This window comes from Rickettsia philipii str. 364D (assembly GCF_000283995.1).
Classification (GTDB): domain Bacteria; phylum Pseudomonadota; class Alphaproteobacteria; order Rickettsiales; family Rickettsiaceae; genus Rickettsia; species Rickettsia rickettsii.
This window is the reverse complement of the sequence record NC_016930.1, coordinates 105611-124071: the sequence shown is the minus strand read 5'-3', so window position 1 is coordinate 124071 and position 18461 is coordinate 105611. Positions and strand designations below refer to the sequence as shown.

The window sequence follows — 18461 nt, the reverse complement described above, 5'->3', positions numbered from 1 at the left end:
ATAAGTCACTTGTTTCTAGTATCCGTGATAAAAATATTGTCTAATAGACCTCTTGCATAACTTGCTTCTAAAGGTAATTTGTACGTCAATCCAGTATTCGCATCCTCACGTACTAAAGTGTACGCTGCGGTGCTGCGTTCCGTGTTTCCTACAAATTCCTCTTTATTAGCTTCGTTCTCCAAGAGGTCTATTATCGAATTTTTAGAACCGGCCGGCAGAAAGCACTGCATGAGTTATAAAAACACTAACCGATAAAGCCGAATGTTCTTTTAAAAATCTCGCTGCTTTTACGATTGTTTCTCCACTATCTATAATATCATCAATTAATATGCAATTTTTGCCCTCTACACTACTTGTTATTGATATCAATCTCGCAATTATTATTTATATCCCTTTCTTTGTTTATATAAGCTGAATCTATATTTAGTAAATTACTAATTTTTTGAACTCGATTGATACTTCCTTTATCAGGTGTAACTATGACGAAATTGCTATAAGTGCTTAAAAACGGGATATATAAATTTATAGGTTCAAGATTAGAAACAGGAATATTAAAAAATTTCTCCATTTTATCGGAGTGTAAATCAATAGTAATTACATGGTTTACTCCGAGCTTCTCTAAGAAATCTGCTATTAACTTAGCAGGAATTATATTTTGAGAATTTATATTATCTTGCCTTGCATAACCAAAATAAGGCATTACTAAAATTATTCGATTTGTGCACCCGCTTTTTTTGCTGCATCTACTAGCAAAAACAACTCAATTAAGCGATCATTAACGGGTTTTGATGTGGATTGTACTATGATTATATCTTCATTATGAAACGATTTTTGAATTTCTACTTTTATTTCGGAATCATTGAAATAGGTAATTTTCGGCTCAATATATTTAATATTTAATGCTATAGCTTAGCTAAACGCGTTGCAAGTAACTTATTACTACTGCCTGCTAAGATTTGTATGTGAGTGATTTATGTTGTTTAACGCTATTAGCGAGCGGGCTTTGTTGCGTGGATATCTAATCGTCATTGCGAGCAGTCGTAGACTGCGTGGCAATCTCATGCAATAATAACAAACTCCTGAGATTGCTTCGTCAATTGCTACGCAATTTCCTCGCAATGCCGACGAGGTGTCTACGCAACAATACCTCCTCACAATGACGATTTAAGATGACAGTGAAATAAGCTTAAGAACGACTTTCTAATTTTTGTATTAGTGCCTTAAAGCCTTGATTTTTTAAAGTATCGGTAAACTCGTCTTGTTGAGCTCCAATAAGACTTACACCTTCCGTAATTATATCAGAAACTTTAAAAACGTCTTTTCCGTTTCCTTTCATTTCACGTACAAGATATTCTACTTTAATAGGGTCTTGCTCTTTATTACTAATGATATTCATAGCAACCATAAAATCGGTTGAGCTTAAAGGACGAACTCCTACTATTTTAGGCTGTTTGCCTTTATAATCTTTTATTAAATCAGTATAAGATTTAGTAACATATTTAGAGTAAACTTTGATGAATTCCTGAACCTGCCCACCTGATAAAGTTTTTACCCCATTTCTGCCTAATGTATATTTAGCCATCCAATCAAAATCTAGGTTCTGAGACATTAACTCACGTGCTTTAGCAATTTTTACTCGCTCAGATAACTTACTATCGTTTAATATACTAGAAGCTTCATTTACTAAATTAGTAACGTAACTGTTCAAACCGGCAGGCACTTTTTCATTAGAATAAGCGTAAAAAGTCATAACTAATAAAAATAAACCTGTAATAATTTTTTGCATATAATCCTCTTTAATTTCATTAATTCTTGGGTTTAGGACATTTAAAATTTTCAGGATATTGAACCGATGCTTCACGAACACGATGTAATGCTGATCTAATAGCCACATAAGGATCGGTAGAATTCTTCATCACATAATCACTAAACGGTAATACAACATATCGATCGTTTATTTTACTAACTGCTAGTACTCCTAAGTCAAAATCATTATGAGTGTAGTACATTAATGGATTAAGAGCATAATTAGTAATTACCGAATCCGTCATATCTCTTGCGTTAGTACTACCGATTATCGGCAATACTAAATAAGGACCTGGGGCAACTCCATAATGTGCGAGGGTACTACCGAAAGTTTGACGATCAGACGGCAAACCTACTTTACCTGCCACGTCAAATAAACCGCCTATGCCAAGCGTCGTGTTAATGAGAAACCGCCAAACGCTTTTCATAGTTTTATCGTAATTTAACTGAAGCCCGTAATTTACCGCCGTAAGCGGTGTATCGACATTATTGACGAAACTATTAACGCGTGCTTTTACGTAATCATTCGTGATGTTCTTATAACCTATCGCTAAAGGACGCAATATTATATAATCTAACACAGAATTAAATACAAACACTTTACGGTTGAATTTTTCATATGGATCATAAACTTCTATGCAACCGTTTTCATTGCTTCCACCATTATAGTTATATATTTCATTATCCACATATTCAAGATCAGCTCTTATCAATAATGAACATAAAATAATGGATAATATAATTAATATTCTCATTGATTTATGCCGTTTTCTTACAAACAATAATACTATATTTATTGTTTTCCGCTAGTATTATTTCTTCCGAAGTTAATATAGTAAAATTATTTTTTTGTAAAAAATTATTTATTTCATTCAAGTTAAAAATAAATTCTTTGCGTTTTACTGAAAATTGTGTCTTCGTCGCATTCGGTAAACAAAGGGCAAAATACCCTTGTTTATTAAGAGATGAGTATATTAAATTAAAATATTCTATTAAATTGTTAGTAAACGATAATCCGCAAAAACTAAAAATAATATCAAATTTATTAGAATTTTGTTTTAAAAATTCATTGATAGCAATATTATATATTTGATCGTAAATTTTAGTGTTCGGGTAATATGTTTCTTGTAACTTATTCATTAAAGCAGACACTTCTACACCGGTTAAAGTAAAACGTTCCGGAAAACGTTTTTGTATTTCATAACCTACAAGCCCTATATTACTTCCAAGTTCCAAAATAGAGTAATTATCCGGTAAATCAGATATCTGCTTAAGTGCTTCATTAACAAACCTATACGGAAGATGGATATTTTTATCGTTATTAAAAATAGTAGGATAATATTGTGCAGTTAAATCACGATATTTTCCACAAATTTCTTGAGGTATTTCAGTAATATCCTTATAATTTTTCAAAAAATTTATAAATATAGGTTTATATTTCTCATTAGATTTTTCTAAATATTCTATAGCTTGCCTGTAATTATTTTTTAAAAAATAAACCCATCCGAGTTGAGAATATACTTTAGAATCATTAGGATTAAAAAATTTATCGACTAGTTTAAACCTAAGTAATGCATCATTTAAATTACCTCTATATAAATGATCGAGTCCAAGTTGATAATTAGTTTCGGTTAAATGAGAGAATTTATATTTATAATCACTTATATAATTTTTAAATTCTAAAATTTTATTCTTAATAAAATTCGGTACATTTATTATAGTTAAGCAATAATGTTTGATTTTGTCTTTTATTTTACCGAGCATAGTTTAATTACTAAATTAATATTACTTACTATAATAAAGCATATCTTGATAAATTTTTAAATAAAATAATAATTTTACTTGTGAATTAATGGTATTGAAGCTAGGATGTACATGTTATTACATCAGTAGGTAGCTCATGAACTCAATTAGCGGCACTTCATTTAGAAAAAACTTAAGCTCTGTACTAAATACCGTAGAAAACGATCATGTCCCTTATCTTATTAAAAGAAAGAATCATAAGAATATTATTCTTTTAACCGAAGAAGAATATGAATCTACAAAAGAAACATTATATTTATAATCTAATCTTGCTAATGCGAATCGAATAAAAAAATCTATCGAACAAGCAAAAAGAGGCGAGTTTGCTAAAGTTAATTTAGATGATTGAGATTGAGTGGACACTAGAAGCAGTGGAGGATTTAGCGTATTGGAAAAAATACGATATTAAAAAAATATGAACGTATTAAACTTCTAATAAAAAATATCCAAGAAGCACCGGTTACAGGTATAGGTAAGCCCGAACCTTTAAAACATATATTATCAGGTTTATGGTCACGTAGAATTAACCACGAACATAGACTAATATATTCTGTCAATACTAAACAAATTATAATATATAATTGTAGATTTCATTATAAGAATTAATATTTATTTCTTGAAATCATCGATTTTACTATAGCTTTCATTTAATACGGACTCAAATTATGTCAATTATTTCTACGAGGCTAAGTTCTATAAAACCGTCGCCGACCCTTGCAGTCGTTAAAAAAACTCTTGAACTTAAAAAAGCGGGAGTTGATATTATCACACTCGGTGCCGGTGAGCCTGATTTTGATACGCCTTACAATATTAAGGGAGCGGCGATTAAAGCGATTAAAGACGGCTTTACTAAATATACTAACGTTGAGGGTATGCCTCTTTTAAAGCAAGCAATAAAAGACAAATTCAAACGTGAAAATAATATAAATTACGAACTTGATGAAATAATAGTAAGCACCGGCGGTAAGCAAGTTATATATAATTTGTTTATGGCATCTTTAGACCAAGGGGATGAGGTAATTATTCCAGCACCCTATTGGGTTTCATATCCTGATATGGTTGCACTTAGCACAGGAACACCTGTTTTTGTAAATTGCGGAATTGAAAATAACTTTAAATTAAGTGCAGAAGCTTTAGAACGTTCAATTACGGATAAAACTAAGTGGCTTATTATTAACTCACCTAGTAATCCAACAGGTGCAAGCTATAATTTTGAAGAACTAGAAAATATTGCTAAAGTTTTAAGAAAATATTCACATGTAAACGTAATGTCCGATGATATTTACGAGCATATTACTTTTGATGATTTTAAATTTTATACATTAGCCCAAATAGCACCTGATTTAAAAAAGAGAATATTTACCGTAAACGGAGTATCTAAAGCTTATTCTATGACGGGTTGGCGTATAGGCTACGGTGCAGGCTCTAAAGCTTTGATTAAAGCAATGACTATTATTCAGTCGCAAAGTACTTCAAACCCTTGTTCAATAAGTCAAATGGCTGCTATTGAAGCATTAAACGGTCCTCAAGATTATATAAAGCCTAATGCTTTAAATTGTCAAAAAAAGCGTGATCTTGCTTTATCAATTTTGAAAAGAGTAAAATATTTTGAATGCTATAAGCCGGAAGGGGCGTTTTACTTATTTGTTAAATGCGATAAAATATTTGGGCATAAAACTAAATCAGGAACAATTATTGCAAATAGTAATGATTTTGCCGAATATTTACTTGAAGAAGCAAAAGTTGCCGTAGTACCTGGTATCGCTTTCGGCTTAGAGGGATATTTTAGAATCTCTTATGCTACTTCTATGGAAGAGCTAGAAAAAGCTTGTATTAGAATTGAGAGAACAATCGATGTCATTCCTGCTTAAGGCTTTGCATGGATACCAAATCGTCATTGCGAGCAGCCATAGGCTGCATGACAATCTCGTCAAATATCCTGAGATTGCTTCGTCACTTACTTCGTAATTTCCTCGCAATGACGGAAAAGTTAAAAAGCCACCTAAACCAACAAAAAAATAATGCGGAAAGTTTTTAAAAAATTTTTAAAAAATAATAAATACGTACTTAGTATAATTACTATTTTACTATATTGGTATTTGCGTTTTGTTTACTTTACTTCAAAGCAGAAATTTATATTTTACGATAACGGCAATAAGGAAAAATTCCTAAACGAACAAGGGGTAATCTTTGCATTTTGGCATAATATGCTTGCCTTAAGTCCGTCTATGTTTATAGGACATAGAAATATCTATGCTTTAATATCACCGCATTTAGACGGAAAAATTTTAAACGATCTAGTAGGAAAATTCGGTTGCAGAGTGATAGTAGGTTCTACTAATAAAAATCCAATTGGAGCTTTACGTAATATTATAGGTAAGTTATCTCAAGGTGCAAATATAATAGTCACGCCGGACGGTCCTAAAGGACCGGTATATAAAGTAAATAGCAGTATTACCGAAATTGCCTATAGATATAACACAAAACTTATTACTATAGTCAGCTCCACTTCTAGATGTTTCAGATTAAAAAGTTGGGATAAATTAATAATACCCCTACCGTTTGGTACCATTAAAATCATAGTTGGCTCGCCTTTAGAACTCACAAATGATAAAATACAAAACCATATAAGCCTTGAAAAACAATTAGCAAGCTTAACAGAAAGTTTAAAGAAATGATGTTATTATATTATGCTTTAAGCTTTATATTATTACCTGTTTATTTTATCATAATTCTTATACGTTTATTAATAGGTAAAGAAGATATAAGACGCATCCAAGAGCGTTTTGCTATTGGCAAACACAGACAAGACTATTCATTAGACTTCATGCAAACGTCCGCTAATAAAGAGGAATTTAAAGGAGACACTTCACTGCGAACCACAGCGTATACACTAATACGTGAGGATGAAGGGTTAGGATCGACGTATAAATTACCTTTAGAAGCAAGTTATGCACGAAGGCTGATATGGATTAATGCAGCAAGCATTGGCGAGTCTATGGTAGCTTTAACATTAATACATAATATAAGTAAACGCTACCCTGACGTTCGTTTTCTAGTAACTTCTTGGACTAACAGCTCCGCTAAAATATTAACTGCCAAATTACCTAAAATAGCAGTTCACCAATTTTTACCGATAGATAATATTATTTTTACTCGAAAATTTTTAAGAAATTGGCAACCTGATTTAGGCATTTTTATAGAATCGGAATTATGGCCGTGTACTATTAATGAGGGAGCAAAGCAGTGTAAATTACTACTAGTTAATGCTCGTATTTCCGATAAATCGTTTAAAGCTTGGCTACAAAGAAAAAGCTTTTTTCAGCTTATTCTCAAAAATTGCAGTAAAATTATCGTACAAAGCGAACGTGACTTACAAAAATTCAATGAACTTGGCGTATCAGATGCAGTGAATTTAGGCAATATTAAATTTGCCAACGAAAAACTTCCGGTTAATCAAGAAGAGTTATCAAAATTAAGCTTACATTTAGACAATAAGCGAGTCGTGCTATTTTCCAGCACTCACCCTGAAGATGAAGAGGTGATTTTGCCTATAATCAAAAACCTAAAAGAGCAGTTTTTAGACTGCTATATTATCTTAATTCCAAGACATCCTGAGCGAGTTAAATCAATTATCGATAATTGTAAGTCACATAATTTATCCGCTACCGCTAAGTCGCAAAATGATTTACCTGTTTTAAGCGATGATCTTTATATAGTTGATAGGTTCGGCGAAATGGGACTATTTTTTTCTGTAGCTACAATTTCTTTTATCGGCGGTTCTTTTAAACAAGGCGGGCATAATATTTTAGAAGCAGCATATTTCTCTAATTGTATTATATTCGGTCCCGATATGAGCAAAAACACCGATATCGCTAAAGGCATACTGCAAAATGAAGCAGCTATCCAAATCAAAAACGGTGAAGATTTACTAACTAAACTAACATATCTACTCAGGTCTAATAATGCTCTAGAACTTACAGCTTACCGCGAAAATGCTTTAAAATTTATTAAGGACAACCAAAAAGTCCTAGATGAATATTTAAAAGTAATTACGAAGTTTCTTTGATAGACTAAAAACTCTTATTCTCCTAAAAGCTCTATAGTAAATTCAGGATCTACGTGACTGATTTCTATACTTCCGTTAATTTTCTAGTATTTTCTTATTCAAATACCTATAATACCCACTACTTATAGGCAAAGAACATAATTCACCTTTATAAACGGTTAAGGCCGGATACCATTGGTTATGAAAAATTATAGGTGGGTTTGGCAACGATAACTTATTTAATTTTCCGTCTCTACCGTAATGTATCTTTAAAAAAGCAGGATCTGCTTTAGGCATGTTTGCCCCATCAGAATATTTTAAAATTAGCGAAATATCAAAAGTTTCTCCTGTATCTTCTGTAGTATCAGAGACAATCTCATGCTTCTAAATTCTTTAATCTTAACTATACGCTTGTTATTTAATCTTAATGTTAAGGAAGCTTCAATTGTCTCTTCCAACATAATACCGCACTTATAACCGTTTTCGGTTTTAAATTCTTTTTGAACAACTTTACGCTTAGTAGGTTCAGAAAATATAAATTTTTCCTTACCGGTGCTATTAAAAATTACTTCCTGGACCGACGACTTCTATTGTACCGATTGTCACTTTATAAGCGTTTGAAAGGGTTTTAGCTCCAATCTTTGCACTATCTACCAGTTTTTTTCCGTATATTTTAGCCTTTTCTCTTTTAGAGGTAGGAGTATTAGGGGGAGTTTGCTCTAAAGGATCTACACGATTAGTTGTAATCGACTGAATGGGAGTACTCGTATTACCTCGAGACGAAGGATGCTTTGTTATATAAGTTATTTTACTTTCGGCATCAGTACCTAGTACTGCTATTTGTCCACTTCCTATCTTATAGGCGTTTTCTATAATTTTACTTCCTGTGACGGTAACTTTTACTGCCCCTTCTACTGCTTTATAACATGCATAACCGGCACATACTATAATAACTTCAAGCAATTCGGCATCATTATCACTATAATTAGCTTGTCTCCTACGATGCTCTTCGGCAGCATAAATTTGTGCAGCATATTCCTCTTTTGTCCTTGACATAAAATGCTCTTCATTTAAACTAATAATAACAATTAATGTAAGATTTTCTATGATTAAGTCAATATAAATCTTTTATTATAAAGTAAAAAACCGAAAATTATTTATTAATAGATAGTTGATTGTAGTTAGAAAGTATTATAAATACGAGTTTAGAATAAGCACTTATCCTAAATTCGCCTTTGTTTGCTTTGAAAAGGTGTGAGTGAGTATTCACGAGTTTTTTACTGTCACCTAGTTCAATTGACCACGGGAAGGTATTATTGCGTGGATAGAAAAACGTATTCGGTGTCATACCGTGGTTTGACCACGGTATTCATAAAAATAACTAGTATTAGGTGTTTTTATATTTTTACTGGATCCCGCGATCAAGTCGCGGGATGACAGGATAGAATTGTGTCTGCACAACAACGCATGCTCGCAATGACGATTTGGTATCCACGCGGGAATGACATTGAAGCTATGAAACAAGCCCATTAACCTTGCGTAATTGCAGCTACTTCATCGGCAAAGTTTTTTTCTTCGTGTTCTATACCTTCACCAAGTTCGTATCTAATAAATTTGGCAATTTTAATTTCTGCACCGAGTTCTTTTTCAGCATTTTTAATTACTTCCGCAACGGTAAGTTTAGGTTCAAATAAGAAATTTTGCTGAAGTAATACAACTTCCGAGAAGAATTTACGTATTCTACCTTCTACCATTTTTGCTATAATATTATCAGGCTTTCCTTCTTCTTTAGATTTTTCAAAAAATACTTTTCTCTCACGCTCTACGAGTGCTTGATCCAAGCTTGAATCATCTATACTTTGCGGGTTATTTCCTGCTACATGAACAGCAATTTGTTTAGCTAAAGCTTCTAGTTTTGCTTTATCTTTTGCGTTAGACGCAAGACCTACTAATACGGAAATTTTTCCTAAATTCGGTACAACTTCATTATGCACGTACGAACCGATTGCTCCTTCAGATATCTCTAATACATCCATACGACGTAATGTTAAATTTTCACCGATTGTAGCGATATTTTCTATAACTTCTTCTTCAACTGATTTACCGCTTTGCATTTTAAATGTTTTTAGCGTGTCTATAGTTTTTGCAATTACTGCAAGATTTGCAATCTCCTTAACTAGATCCTGAAACTGCTCATTTCTAGCAACAAAATCCGTTTCGGAATTTACTTCAATTACCACTCCGGTAAGCCCATCAACTTTTGCAGCCGTTAAACCTTCAGAAGCAATGCGTCCGGCTTTCTTTGCAGCAGCAGCTAAACCTTTCTTACGAAGAAAATCAATAGCTTCTTCAAAATTACCGCTGGTTTCTATTAATGCTTTTTTGCAATCCATCATACCTGCACCGGTTTTTTCTCTTAATTCTTTAACTGCTACAGCACTTATATTTATTTCACTCATACCTTACTTTCTCCTTAATTATTATAATTTGGCTTGGGTTGTAGCTCGAAGAACGACCCCGGTGTCACCCCGTGGCTTGCTCCTAGGGTCTATAAAAACAATTTAAAATACTAATATTAATATTATTAGTATTTTTAAGCTGGATCCCGGGATCAAGTCGCGGGATGACAATGGGAAATCCAATCCATGCAACAACACTTATGCATTATCAGAATTTTTATTTTCATCGGCATCATTTAATACTTGCTCAAATTCTGTATTTGTCTCTTCATCAATATTTTTCGTTTTAGAGAATTTTTTAGCTTGTTTTAATTTAGAAACATTTTTAGAAGTTAACCCCTTATCTGTATGCTCTTGCATAGCACCCATATCAACTCCTGAAGCTTTCATTGATTCTTCAAGTCCTTGTAATGCCGCATCTGCAAATAAACTACAATAAAGTCTTATTGATCTTATAGAATCATCATTACCCGGAATCGGATAATCTACATTATCAGGATTAGAATTAGTATCAACTACTGCAACTATAGGAACATTAAGCTTTACCGCTTCATTAATTGCGATATGCTCTTTATTAGTGTCAATAACTACTAGAAGATCAGGTTTAGAATTAAGATTTCTAATACCGGCAAGAGATAGAAGTAATTTATCTTTCTTACGGCTCATATCGAGTATCTCTTTCTTAGTATAACCCATAAGTGCTTCTTCGTTTTCTAAGGTTTTGTCTAACTTATTTAGCTTTTCTATTGAACCCGCAATAGTTTTCCAGTTAGTTAGCATACCACCAAGCCATCTATGATTTACGTAATACTGCCCGCATTTTTCGGCATATTCCGCTATAATATCGCTTGCCTGTATTTTAGTACTTACAAATAATATTTTACCGTCTTTTTTTACAGTTTCATATATTGCATTCAAAGCAACGTTCATTAAAGCGACACTTTGTCTTAAATCGATTATATGAACATCATCACGTTCACCATATATATAAGATGCCATTTTAGGATTCCAGCGTGAGGTCTTGTGACCGAAATGCACGCCCGCATCTAATAATGCTTTAATGTTAACAGATGGTATTTTTGACATTTTTAAATTCTCCTAATTGTTAGTTTATACCTCCGTAAGATGTCCATTCTAATGAACTAACATATATCTTACGTGTGAATTTTTTGCTTAAGTTTTGGATAATCGTCATTGCGAGCAGCCGTAGACTGCGTGACAATCTCATCAAATATCCTGTGAGATTGCTTCGTCAATTATTACATAATTTCCTCGCAATGACGACTTACAAGCCCATAAATTATATACGCATATTGCGTAATTTACAAGCCTTTATTCTTTTCGCCAAATAGTAGTACCATCAGGTTGATCTTCTAGAATTATTTTTTCCTCTAATAACTGGTTACGAATTTGATCGGCTAATAACCAATTTTTTTGTTTTTTTGCTTCCAAACGCTTATTTACAAGCTCATTTATATAGAGTTCATCCACACCGCTATTAAACCACTCGTGTGGACTCTTATTCATTAAACCAATAAAATTAGCACAAGTAATAATAGCAGAGGCGTTAAGCTGCCTTTCTTCTTCAGTTTTAGAAATAAAAACACCTTTAGCGTAGTCATTAATGATTTTAACGGCAAGCGGCGTATTCATATCATCAAGTAAGCTTTGCATGAAATCATGAGGTAAATCTATTTTCTGCACATTAATATTTTCTATAGCTCTATACCAATAATCTAAAGTTTTCTTAGCATCTTCTATAGCTTTATCATTATAATCAAGAGGACGCCTATAGTGACTACTTAATAAAAATAACCTTACTACTTCTCCTTGAATTTGTTTATCCATTAAATCCCTTACAGTAATAAAATTACCAAGAGATTTACTCATTTTCTCACCGTTAACCGTTAGAAACCCATTATGTACCCAATATTTAGCATAGGTAGAACTTGGAAAAGCACATCTACTTTGAGCAATCTCATTGGTATGATGCGGAAAGATTAAATCTGCTCCGCCGCCGTGAATATCAAAATTCTCACCTAAATATTTGTAGCTCATGGCTGAACATTCAATATGCCATCCAGGGCGACCAAGTCCCCAGGGGCTTTCAAAATTCATATTTGCCGATTCATTTTGCTTTGCCGGTTTCCATAATACAAAATCTTGTGGATTTTTTTTGGTTTTACTATTTTCTACATGCACTCCCTCAAACATTTCTTCTAAATTTCGGTTAGATAATTCCGTATAATTTGGCGCTGATAAAACATCAAAATAAACATGATTATCAGCAATATATGCGTGATCTTTTGCTATTAAGCGTTCTATTATTGCGATCATTACATCAATATGCTTTGTAGCTTTCGGCTCAATACTAGGTAGCATACAACCTAAATATGCCATATTTTTATGAAACTCTTTCGTAACTTTATCAGTCAACTCATCAATAGTAACACCAAGTAGTGCAGCTCTATCGATAATTTTATCGTCAACATCCGTAATGTTACGTACATATTTTACTGCCTTCTCACCGAATATTTTTATAACTATACGATAAAGTAAATCATATACTACTCCCGACCTACTATTGCCTATATGAGGATTATAATAAACAGTCGGTCCACATACATACATTTTTACGTTATCTTGATCTTGAGGATTAAAAACCTCTTTAGTACGACTAAGAGTGTTATATAAGCGAAATTGAATTTGCATATTTTATATTTACCAAAAACTGAAGTACATTTCTTTCAAAATTAGTATTACATACTCCTTTTGAAAAAAGTTTAAAATTCGGAGTATACATTCACTTGTGATATATTAAACACATTTTGGCTAAAAAATTCATTGGTTAACAAAAATTAGTAATTAATAGTTCACATAAGTTAACAAAAATTATATTATTCGCCTCGTTTGTATTGAAAAAATAATAACTAATCGAGGTTTGAATGAATTTACAAAATTCCCACTCAAAAAAATATGTTTTAACTTTTTTCATGTCAACATGTTTGTTGACTAGTAGCTTTTTAAGTACAAGTGCTAGAGCGGCAAGCTTTAAAGATTTAGTTAGTAAAACCCCGGCATGGGCAAAGCACAATTCAACACAGCAACAAAATATTTGGAAAGATTTGACTCCAACTGAAAAAATCAAAAAATGGCAAGAAGCAGCTTTAGTTCCTAGTTTTACTCAAGCACAAAATGATCTAGGCATAAAGTATAAGGAAACAGATTTATCAAGCTTTTTAGATAATACTAGACATAAAGCAAGACAAGCAAGAGCTGAAATTTTATTATACATCGAAAGAATAAAACAACAGGATTTTGATACAAAAAAACAAGAATATATTAATCAAGGTGTAGTTCCTACAGATATAGAAGCAGCAACAAATCTTGGAATAAGTTATGACCCTAGCAAAATAGACCATAATGTAGAACACGATCAAAAGGTACGTCGTGCAGAAAAAGACAAAAAAGCAGTAATCGAACTATATATCAGCTCAATAAACAGAGATATTAAATACAAACATTATGTTGATAATGATATTATCCCTGAAATGCAAGAAGTAAGGACTGCTCTTAACATGAATAAAGATGATGCACAATCTTTTGTTGCTTCAATAAGAACTGAAATTATGGAAAACGCAAAGGGACAATATATAGCCGATAGCCATATTCCTACAGAAAAAGAATTAAAAAAGAAGTTTGGTATATCTCGTGATGATAATAGAGACGGCTATATTAAGTCAATAAGACTTAAAGTTATGGAAAACGCAAAGGGACAATATATAGCCGATAGCCATATTCCTACAGAAAAAGAGCTAGAGCAGAAATTTGGTACTGATAAAGGTGAGGCAACAAATTATATCGCATCAATAGCAACTCAGATGATGCTTGGTAAAAAATCGTACTATATAGATAATAATATTATCCCTAACACTGACGAATTAATGAATGAATTTAATATAGGACCAGTAAAAGCAACTTCTTATATAAACCAAATAAGAGCCGGAATAGAAGCAAAGCAGTTTCTAAACAACAATGATACTACTAAACCATCTACCGGACACTCTCAAAAAAAGAGCGGAAGCAAAAACGACCATTGGTATATGTCAAATCAAAGTATAAATGATACAGGAACATCTTCACGGATTTTCACAGGTAGAGAAAAGAAACAACGATATTTTTTTGATCCTATAAGTACTTTTAAAACTCACTTTAATACTAAAGCAAGTAAGGGTAATTTAACGCAGTCTCAACACAATATAAATAGAATAATACAACAAGAAGAAAATATTGCAGAATTTAAAAATCTTATTAAAACAGATCCTATAGCAGCATTAACTCTTCAAGTAGATAGTAGTTATAAACAAGAAGCAGTAACGACTATCTTAAGTGATTTTAATGATAATACTATTCAAAGGGTATTATTTAGCAATGATAAGGGACAATTAGATTTCAAGACCAATATTGACGTTAAAAATAGACCTATTTTACAAGAATTATTAGAAAATAGTTCTTCTGAAGAAAAAACTAAATTTGCTGAAAGAATTCAAGACTATGCAACACGCAATATATCTCATAGTCAATTTGAAGAAAAGGCACGATTAGATCTTATCAAACTAGCAGCAAGTAAAGATAAGCGTTCAGTAGAAAACTTTTTAACTCTGCAATTAGAGTTAAAAAACAGAATGCAACCCTATATTGTAAACAGCGTCTATATTTTAACACCAGAAATAGTAAAAGAAATAAATATAGAACTAAAAAATAAAGGGCTAATAAGAGATAGTTTAACTAAAGACTATATGATTAAACTAGCCAAAGAAGTAAATAACCACACATTAAATTCAGTAATTAAAGTAATATTATCTGATAGTAACATACTCAGCAATGAAACCAATAAAATTTTAGGGTTAGCAGTAGGTAATAATGCAAATAATTTAGAACAAACACAAAGCGGCATTCCGAATCCACCACCTCTACCGCTAAATGGGGATATTCCAAATCCGCCTCCTCTACCGCTAAACGGAAGCATGCCACCACCACCGCCCTTACATTCTCAAGGCTTTAGTAGCAACTCTAAACATTTTGATTTAAATCAGTTACAAACAGAATATCCTCACATACATTCGTTATATATTCAGTTTACTCACAATACTACTGTTCAATCAAAAGCACCACTTCAACCTACAGCTTCTAGTGCAACCAGCACAGGCAGAAGCACGCCAGAGACAGCTTATGCCAAACTATATGCAGAATATAGAACTGAGACAGGAGGTACCAAAGCTAATGATTTACAAGATCAGCTTATAAAAAGACAAGCTGATCTTACAAATGTTATACGTCAAATATTAACAGAATCATACGCCAACCAAGGAGCTGACGAGAAAACTCTTGTAAACTTATTTAGCATTTCAACCCCTGAAATCGCAGAAAAAGCTAAAGAAGCTTTTAACACCCTTGCTCAAGACCAGTATATAAAAGATATAACCGTAAATGGTAAGAAAACAATAACAAGCGAAGAGATAATTAAAAATCTTTTCAATGAAGACACTGATGATGCAGTAAAACGTATTTTATTATCGTCATGTAAAATATCTGAAGAATTAAAGAGACCTATTAAACTTGAATTCAATAAATCAGCATTGATTAGAGAGTTACAGGGCAAACCAAATCCGTTTGAACAATTAGAATTTGCCTATATTAATGCAAAAAACTTCGATCAAGATATATTTAGCAATAGAGTCGACGAGTTAATTAACAACCCTAATATATTAACTATAGTACAACAAGCTACTTTTTTAATAACAGAAGATACAAACTTAAGAAAAACAATTAATTCTGATCAAGCACAGGCTAAACTTGATGATTTAAGAACAGCTATTTTAAGCACAATAAAATTTGAAGAATTAATTACAGCAAATTTACCTCAACATGATTTTATTGCTATAGTACAGGAAAAAGACCCCGCATTATTACAAGAGTTTTTAAAAGCTACTACTCTCAAACTAACAGGTAATAATAATTTAGATCAATTAAGATTAGCTTTGCCTTCATTTACAGACATGAGCAATGAACAAATAAGAATTCTTGCTAATAAATTAAAGATGCCTATAATATTAAAAGCTATTCAAGAGTGCTCGCAAGAAAAAGCTAAACAACACATCCATACCGGAAACATGCCACCACCACCACCACCGCCACTGCCTAATGCACACGATTTGGAATTAGCTTATCTAAGAAGTTTAGGGATTACTAAATTCAATGCAAATACATCTACTTTTAAAACAACTCCAAAAACTTATCACTTTAGCTCCGATATAGCTTTAAGATATAAAGAATTTACTTTATCAGGACAAAAATCAGCAGGATATAAAGCAAAATACTCCGATGCCGATTTATTGCAAAAAGCTATAGTGGAATCAGTAGCATTTGAGCATTCAAAAAATTTATCTAAAGCTCATCAAAATAATAAGTATTTTGAACAAATCCAAGAAGCAGTCGACACTATGCACCCTCGCTTTATAGGTCCTAGAACTGAAATAGGACAAAAAATACATAATATTTATACTTCTAAACTTTTGGAATTAACAAAAGATAAAGCATTTATTAAATATGTTGAAGATAATATTATACTTAGCAAAAAATTAACGGAGGCGTTTACTTCCGCTGACTCTGATTTTATAGATTCTAGAACTGAAATAGGACAAAAAATACATGATATTTATATACAGCAATTGACAAAATATCCAGAGGAAGCGGTAAAAGAGGCATTTAATACTGCTCACCCTGATTTTATAGGTCCTAGAACTGAAATAGGGCAAGAAGTACATAATATTTATAAATCTCAACTTTTAGAGTTAGCAAAAGATAAAGAATTGTTTCTATTTGTTCAACAAGTACTAGTAGATTCTGCTGAACTAGAACAAAAATATGGTAGTGATATTCAATCAGAAAATAGTAACGATGAAAAGAAAGTAGGGCGTTTAGATCAGACAAAATTACGATTATTCCAACAAGAAAACGAAGCTACAAATGACGAATCATCAACAAAGGATGATACACAACCTGAAGATAGCAATAAAAAGTCAGAGCAATCTGATTCAAAAACCGCTTTATCACCGAGATTATTGAGTTCTAACGATAGCAAAAATGATAAATCATCAGATTACAAAAAATCACTTCTAGCATTAAGATCTAGTGATGAAGACGATAAAGGGTATGCAACTGATGAAGAAGAATTAGAAGAAGGCAATAGCACCACTGGCGAAGAATTAAAAAAAGATATAGTTTTAGAAAGCGAAGATGAAGCTATCGATGTATCATTCAAAACTGAAGCAATTACAGAACAAGATAGGGTGACACAGAGACAACAGGTCTCTGATGATACTAGTGGGAAAGTAGCAATATTAGTTCAGGCGACTTCAACTCTTCACAAACCTGTTCACTATAATATAAATGATAGATTAACGGTTGCTGCAATAGGGGCCGGTGATGAAGAAACTAGTATAAACAGAGGGGTATGGATTAGCGGTTTATACGGCATCAACAAACAAAGCATTTGGAAGAATATTCCAAAATATCAAAATCGTACAACCGGCATAACCATCGGGACTGATGCTGAATTCATCAATAGTCATGATGTTATAGGAATAGCTTATAGCCGTTTGGCATCCCAAATTAAATATAATAAAAAACTAGGGAAAACAGCAGTGAACGGTCATCTTTTAAGCATTTACAGTCTAAAAGAACTAATTAAAGGTTTCTCATTGCAGACTATAACATCTTACGGTCATAATTATATTAAGAATAGATCTAAAAATATTAATAATATAATTGGAAAATATCAAAACAATAATTTAAGTGTTCAAACTTTATTAAATTATAAATATCGTACAAAATACGATTTACATTTTATTCCTAATATCGGTTTTCAATATGATTATTCAAGAGCTAGCAACTATAAAGAGTATAATGTAGATATAGAAAATCTCATGATTCAAAAGAAATCAAATCAATTATTTGAAAGTAGCCTTGGCGGTAAAATAGTGTTTAAGCCTATAGTGACCACAAACAATATAGTATTAACACCAAGTTTGTATGGTAATATTGAGCATCACTTCAATAATAAAAATACAAAAGTTAATGCAAAAGCGACTTTTAAAGGACAAACATTACAAGAAACAATTATTACACTAAAACAACCTAAGCTTGGATATAATATCGGTAGTAATATACTTATGAGTAGAAAAAATATCAATGTTCTACTTGAGTATAATTATTATACGCATAGAAAGTATCAAAGCCATCAAGGACTTATGAAACTAAAAGTCAATTTGTAAATCACCAAT

Annotated in this window: 17 protein-coding genes and 1 pseudogene; 6 read left to right on the top strand and 12 right to left on the bottom strand. The window is 32.2% G+C overall.

All coding sequences use genetic code 11. The features are described 5' to 3' along the window. Nucleotides 1-5: 5 nt before the first annotated feature. The 7 genes from RSA_RS00635 to RSA_RS00615 form a co-directional block, all read right to left on the bottom strand. Nucleotides 6-230, bottom strand: a complete 225-nt coding sequence (locus RSA_RS00635) for a palindromic element RPE1 domain-containing protein (protein ID WP_012150350.1) — start codon at nucleotides 228-230, stop codon at nucleotides 6-8. Next, the gene (locus tag RSA_RS06990) at nucleotides 202-369 is read right to left on the bottom strand and encodes a phosphoribosyltransferase family protein (RefSeq protein ID WP_014362731.1); all 168 of its coding nucleotides are present in this window, start codon (nucleotides 367-369) and stop codon (nucleotides 202-204) included. The genes RSA_RS00635 and RSA_RS06990 overlap by 29 nt, the downstream gene beginning before the upstream one ends. Continuing rightward, entirely contained in the window at nucleotides 350-700 is a 351-nt protein-coding gene (locus tag RSA_RS00630) for a ribose-phosphate pyrophosphokinase-like domain-containing protein (protein ID WP_014362730.1), read from the bottom strand. The genes RSA_RS06990 and RSA_RS00630 overlap by 20 nt, the downstream gene beginning before the upstream one ends. Nucleotides 701-708: 8 nt before the next feature. Then, nucleotides 709-849, bottom strand: a complete 141-nt coding sequence (locus RSA_RS06985) for a ribose-phosphate pyrophosphokinase-like domain-containing protein (RefSeq protein ID WP_230453790.1) — start codon at nucleotides 847-849, stop codon at nucleotides 709-711. Nucleotides 850-1186: 337 nt separating this feature from the next. Continuing rightward, the gene (locus RSA_RS00625; RefSeq protein ID WP_014364389.1) at nucleotides 1187-1786 is read right to left on the bottom strand and encodes an MlaC/ttg2D family ABC transporter substrate-binding protein; all 600 of its coding nucleotides are present in this window, start codon (nucleotides 1784-1786) and stop codon (nucleotides 1187-1189) included. Nucleotides 1787-1805: 19 nt separating this feature from the next. Further along, nucleotides 1806-2561, bottom strand: coding sequence for an MlaA family lipoprotein (locus RSA_RS00620; RefSeq protein WP_012150346.1), 756 nt, complete (start codon nucleotides 2559-2561; stop codon nucleotides 1806-1808). A gap of 4 nt (nucleotides 2562-2565) precedes the next feature. Continuing rightward, complete coding sequence (locus RSA_RS00615) at nucleotides 2566-3570, bottom strand: methyltransferase domain-containing protein (RefSeq protein WP_014364388.1); 1005 nt, start codon at nucleotides 3568-3570, stop codon at nucleotides 2566-2568. A gap of 136 nt (nucleotides 3571-3706) precedes the next feature. Between RSA_RS00615 and RSA_RS00610 the strand changes: the two genes are divergently transcribed. The 5 genes and pseudogenes from RSA_RS00610 (at nucleotide 3707) to waaA (ending at nucleotide 7678) form a co-directional block, all read left to right on the top strand. Further along, nucleotides 3707-3871: a type II toxin-antitoxin system Phd/YefM family antitoxin gene (locus RSA_RS00610; protein ID WP_012150344.1), complete on the top strand. Its 165-nt coding sequence runs from the start codon at nucleotides 3707-3709 to the stop codon at nucleotides 3869-3871. Nucleotides 3872-3950: 79 nt separating this feature from the next. Further along, a pseudogene (locus RSA_RS10185) lies at nucleotides 3951-4215 on the top strand (Txe/YoeB family addiction module toxin). A 59-nt stretch (nucleotides 4216-4274) separates the two neighbouring features. After that, nucleotides 4275-5480, top strand: a complete 1206-nt coding sequence (locus tag RSA_RS00605; RefSeq protein ID WP_014364387.1) for a pyridoxal phosphate-dependent aminotransferase — start codon at nucleotides 4275-4277, stop codon at nucleotides 5478-5480. 150 nt (nucleotides 5481-5630) lie between these two features. Beyond that, entirely contained in the window at nucleotides 5631-6287 is a 657-nt protein-coding gene (locus RSA_RS00600; protein ID WP_012150342.1) for a lysophospholipid acyltransferase family protein, read from the top strand. Then, nucleotides 6284-7678 carry a lipid IV(A) 3-deoxy-D-manno-octulosonic acid transferase gene (gene waaA, locus RSA_RS00595; RefSeq protein WP_014364386.1) on the top strand — a complete coding sequence of 465 codons (1395 nt, stop codon included), beginning with the start codon at nucleotides 6284-6286 and terminating at the stop codon, nucleotides 7676-7678. The genes RSA_RS00600 and waaA overlap by 4 nt, the downstream gene beginning before the upstream one ends. 75 nt (nucleotides 7679-7753) lie before the next feature. On the opposite strand, the gene RSA_RS00590 is transcribed toward waaA, so the two are convergent. The 5 genes from RSA_RS00590 to cysS form a co-directional block, all read right to left on the bottom strand. Further along, nucleotides 7754-7954 carry a Sca4 family protein gene (locus tag RSA_RS00590; RefSeq protein WP_014364385.1) on the bottom strand — a complete coding sequence of 67 codons (201 nt, stop codon included), beginning with the start codon at nucleotides 7952-7954 and terminating at the stop codon, nucleotides 7754-7756. Between the two features lie 261 nt (nucleotides 7955-8215). Then, nucleotides 8216-8713: a hypothetical protein gene (locus tag RSA_RS00585; RefSeq protein WP_014364384.1), complete on the bottom strand. Its 498-nt coding sequence runs from the start codon at nucleotides 8711-8713 to the stop codon at nucleotides 8216-8218. Between the two features lie 473 nt (nucleotides 8714-9186). After that, nucleotides 9187-10116, bottom strand: coding sequence for a translation elongation factor Ts (tsf, locus tag RSA_RS00580; protein WP_014362725.1), 930 nt, complete (start codon nucleotides 10114-10116; stop codon nucleotides 9187-9189). A gap of 198 nt (nucleotides 10117-10314) precedes the next feature. Further along, complete coding sequence (rpsB, locus tag RSA_RS00575) at nucleotides 10315-11202, bottom strand: 30S ribosomal protein S2 (RefSeq protein WP_014364383.1); 888 nt, start codon at nucleotides 11200-11202, stop codon at nucleotides 10315-10317. Nucleotides 11203-11448: 246 nt separating this feature from the next. Further along, nucleotides 11449-12828: a cysteine--tRNA ligase gene (gene cysS, locus RSA_RS00570; protein ID WP_014362724.1), complete on the bottom strand. Its 1380-nt coding sequence runs from the start codon at nucleotides 12826-12828 to the stop codon at nucleotides 11449-11451. A gap of 233 nt (nucleotides 12829-13061) precedes the next feature. Between cysS and RSA_RS00565 the strand changes: the two genes are divergently transcribed. Then, the gene (locus tag RSA_RS00565; protein ID WP_196792864.1) at nucleotides 13062-18452 is read left to right on the top strand and encodes an autotransporter outer membrane beta-barrel domain-containing protein; all 5391 of its coding nucleotides are present in this window, start codon (nucleotides 13062-13064) and stop codon (nucleotides 18450-18452) included. Nucleotides 18453-18461 lie beyond the last annotated feature (9 nt).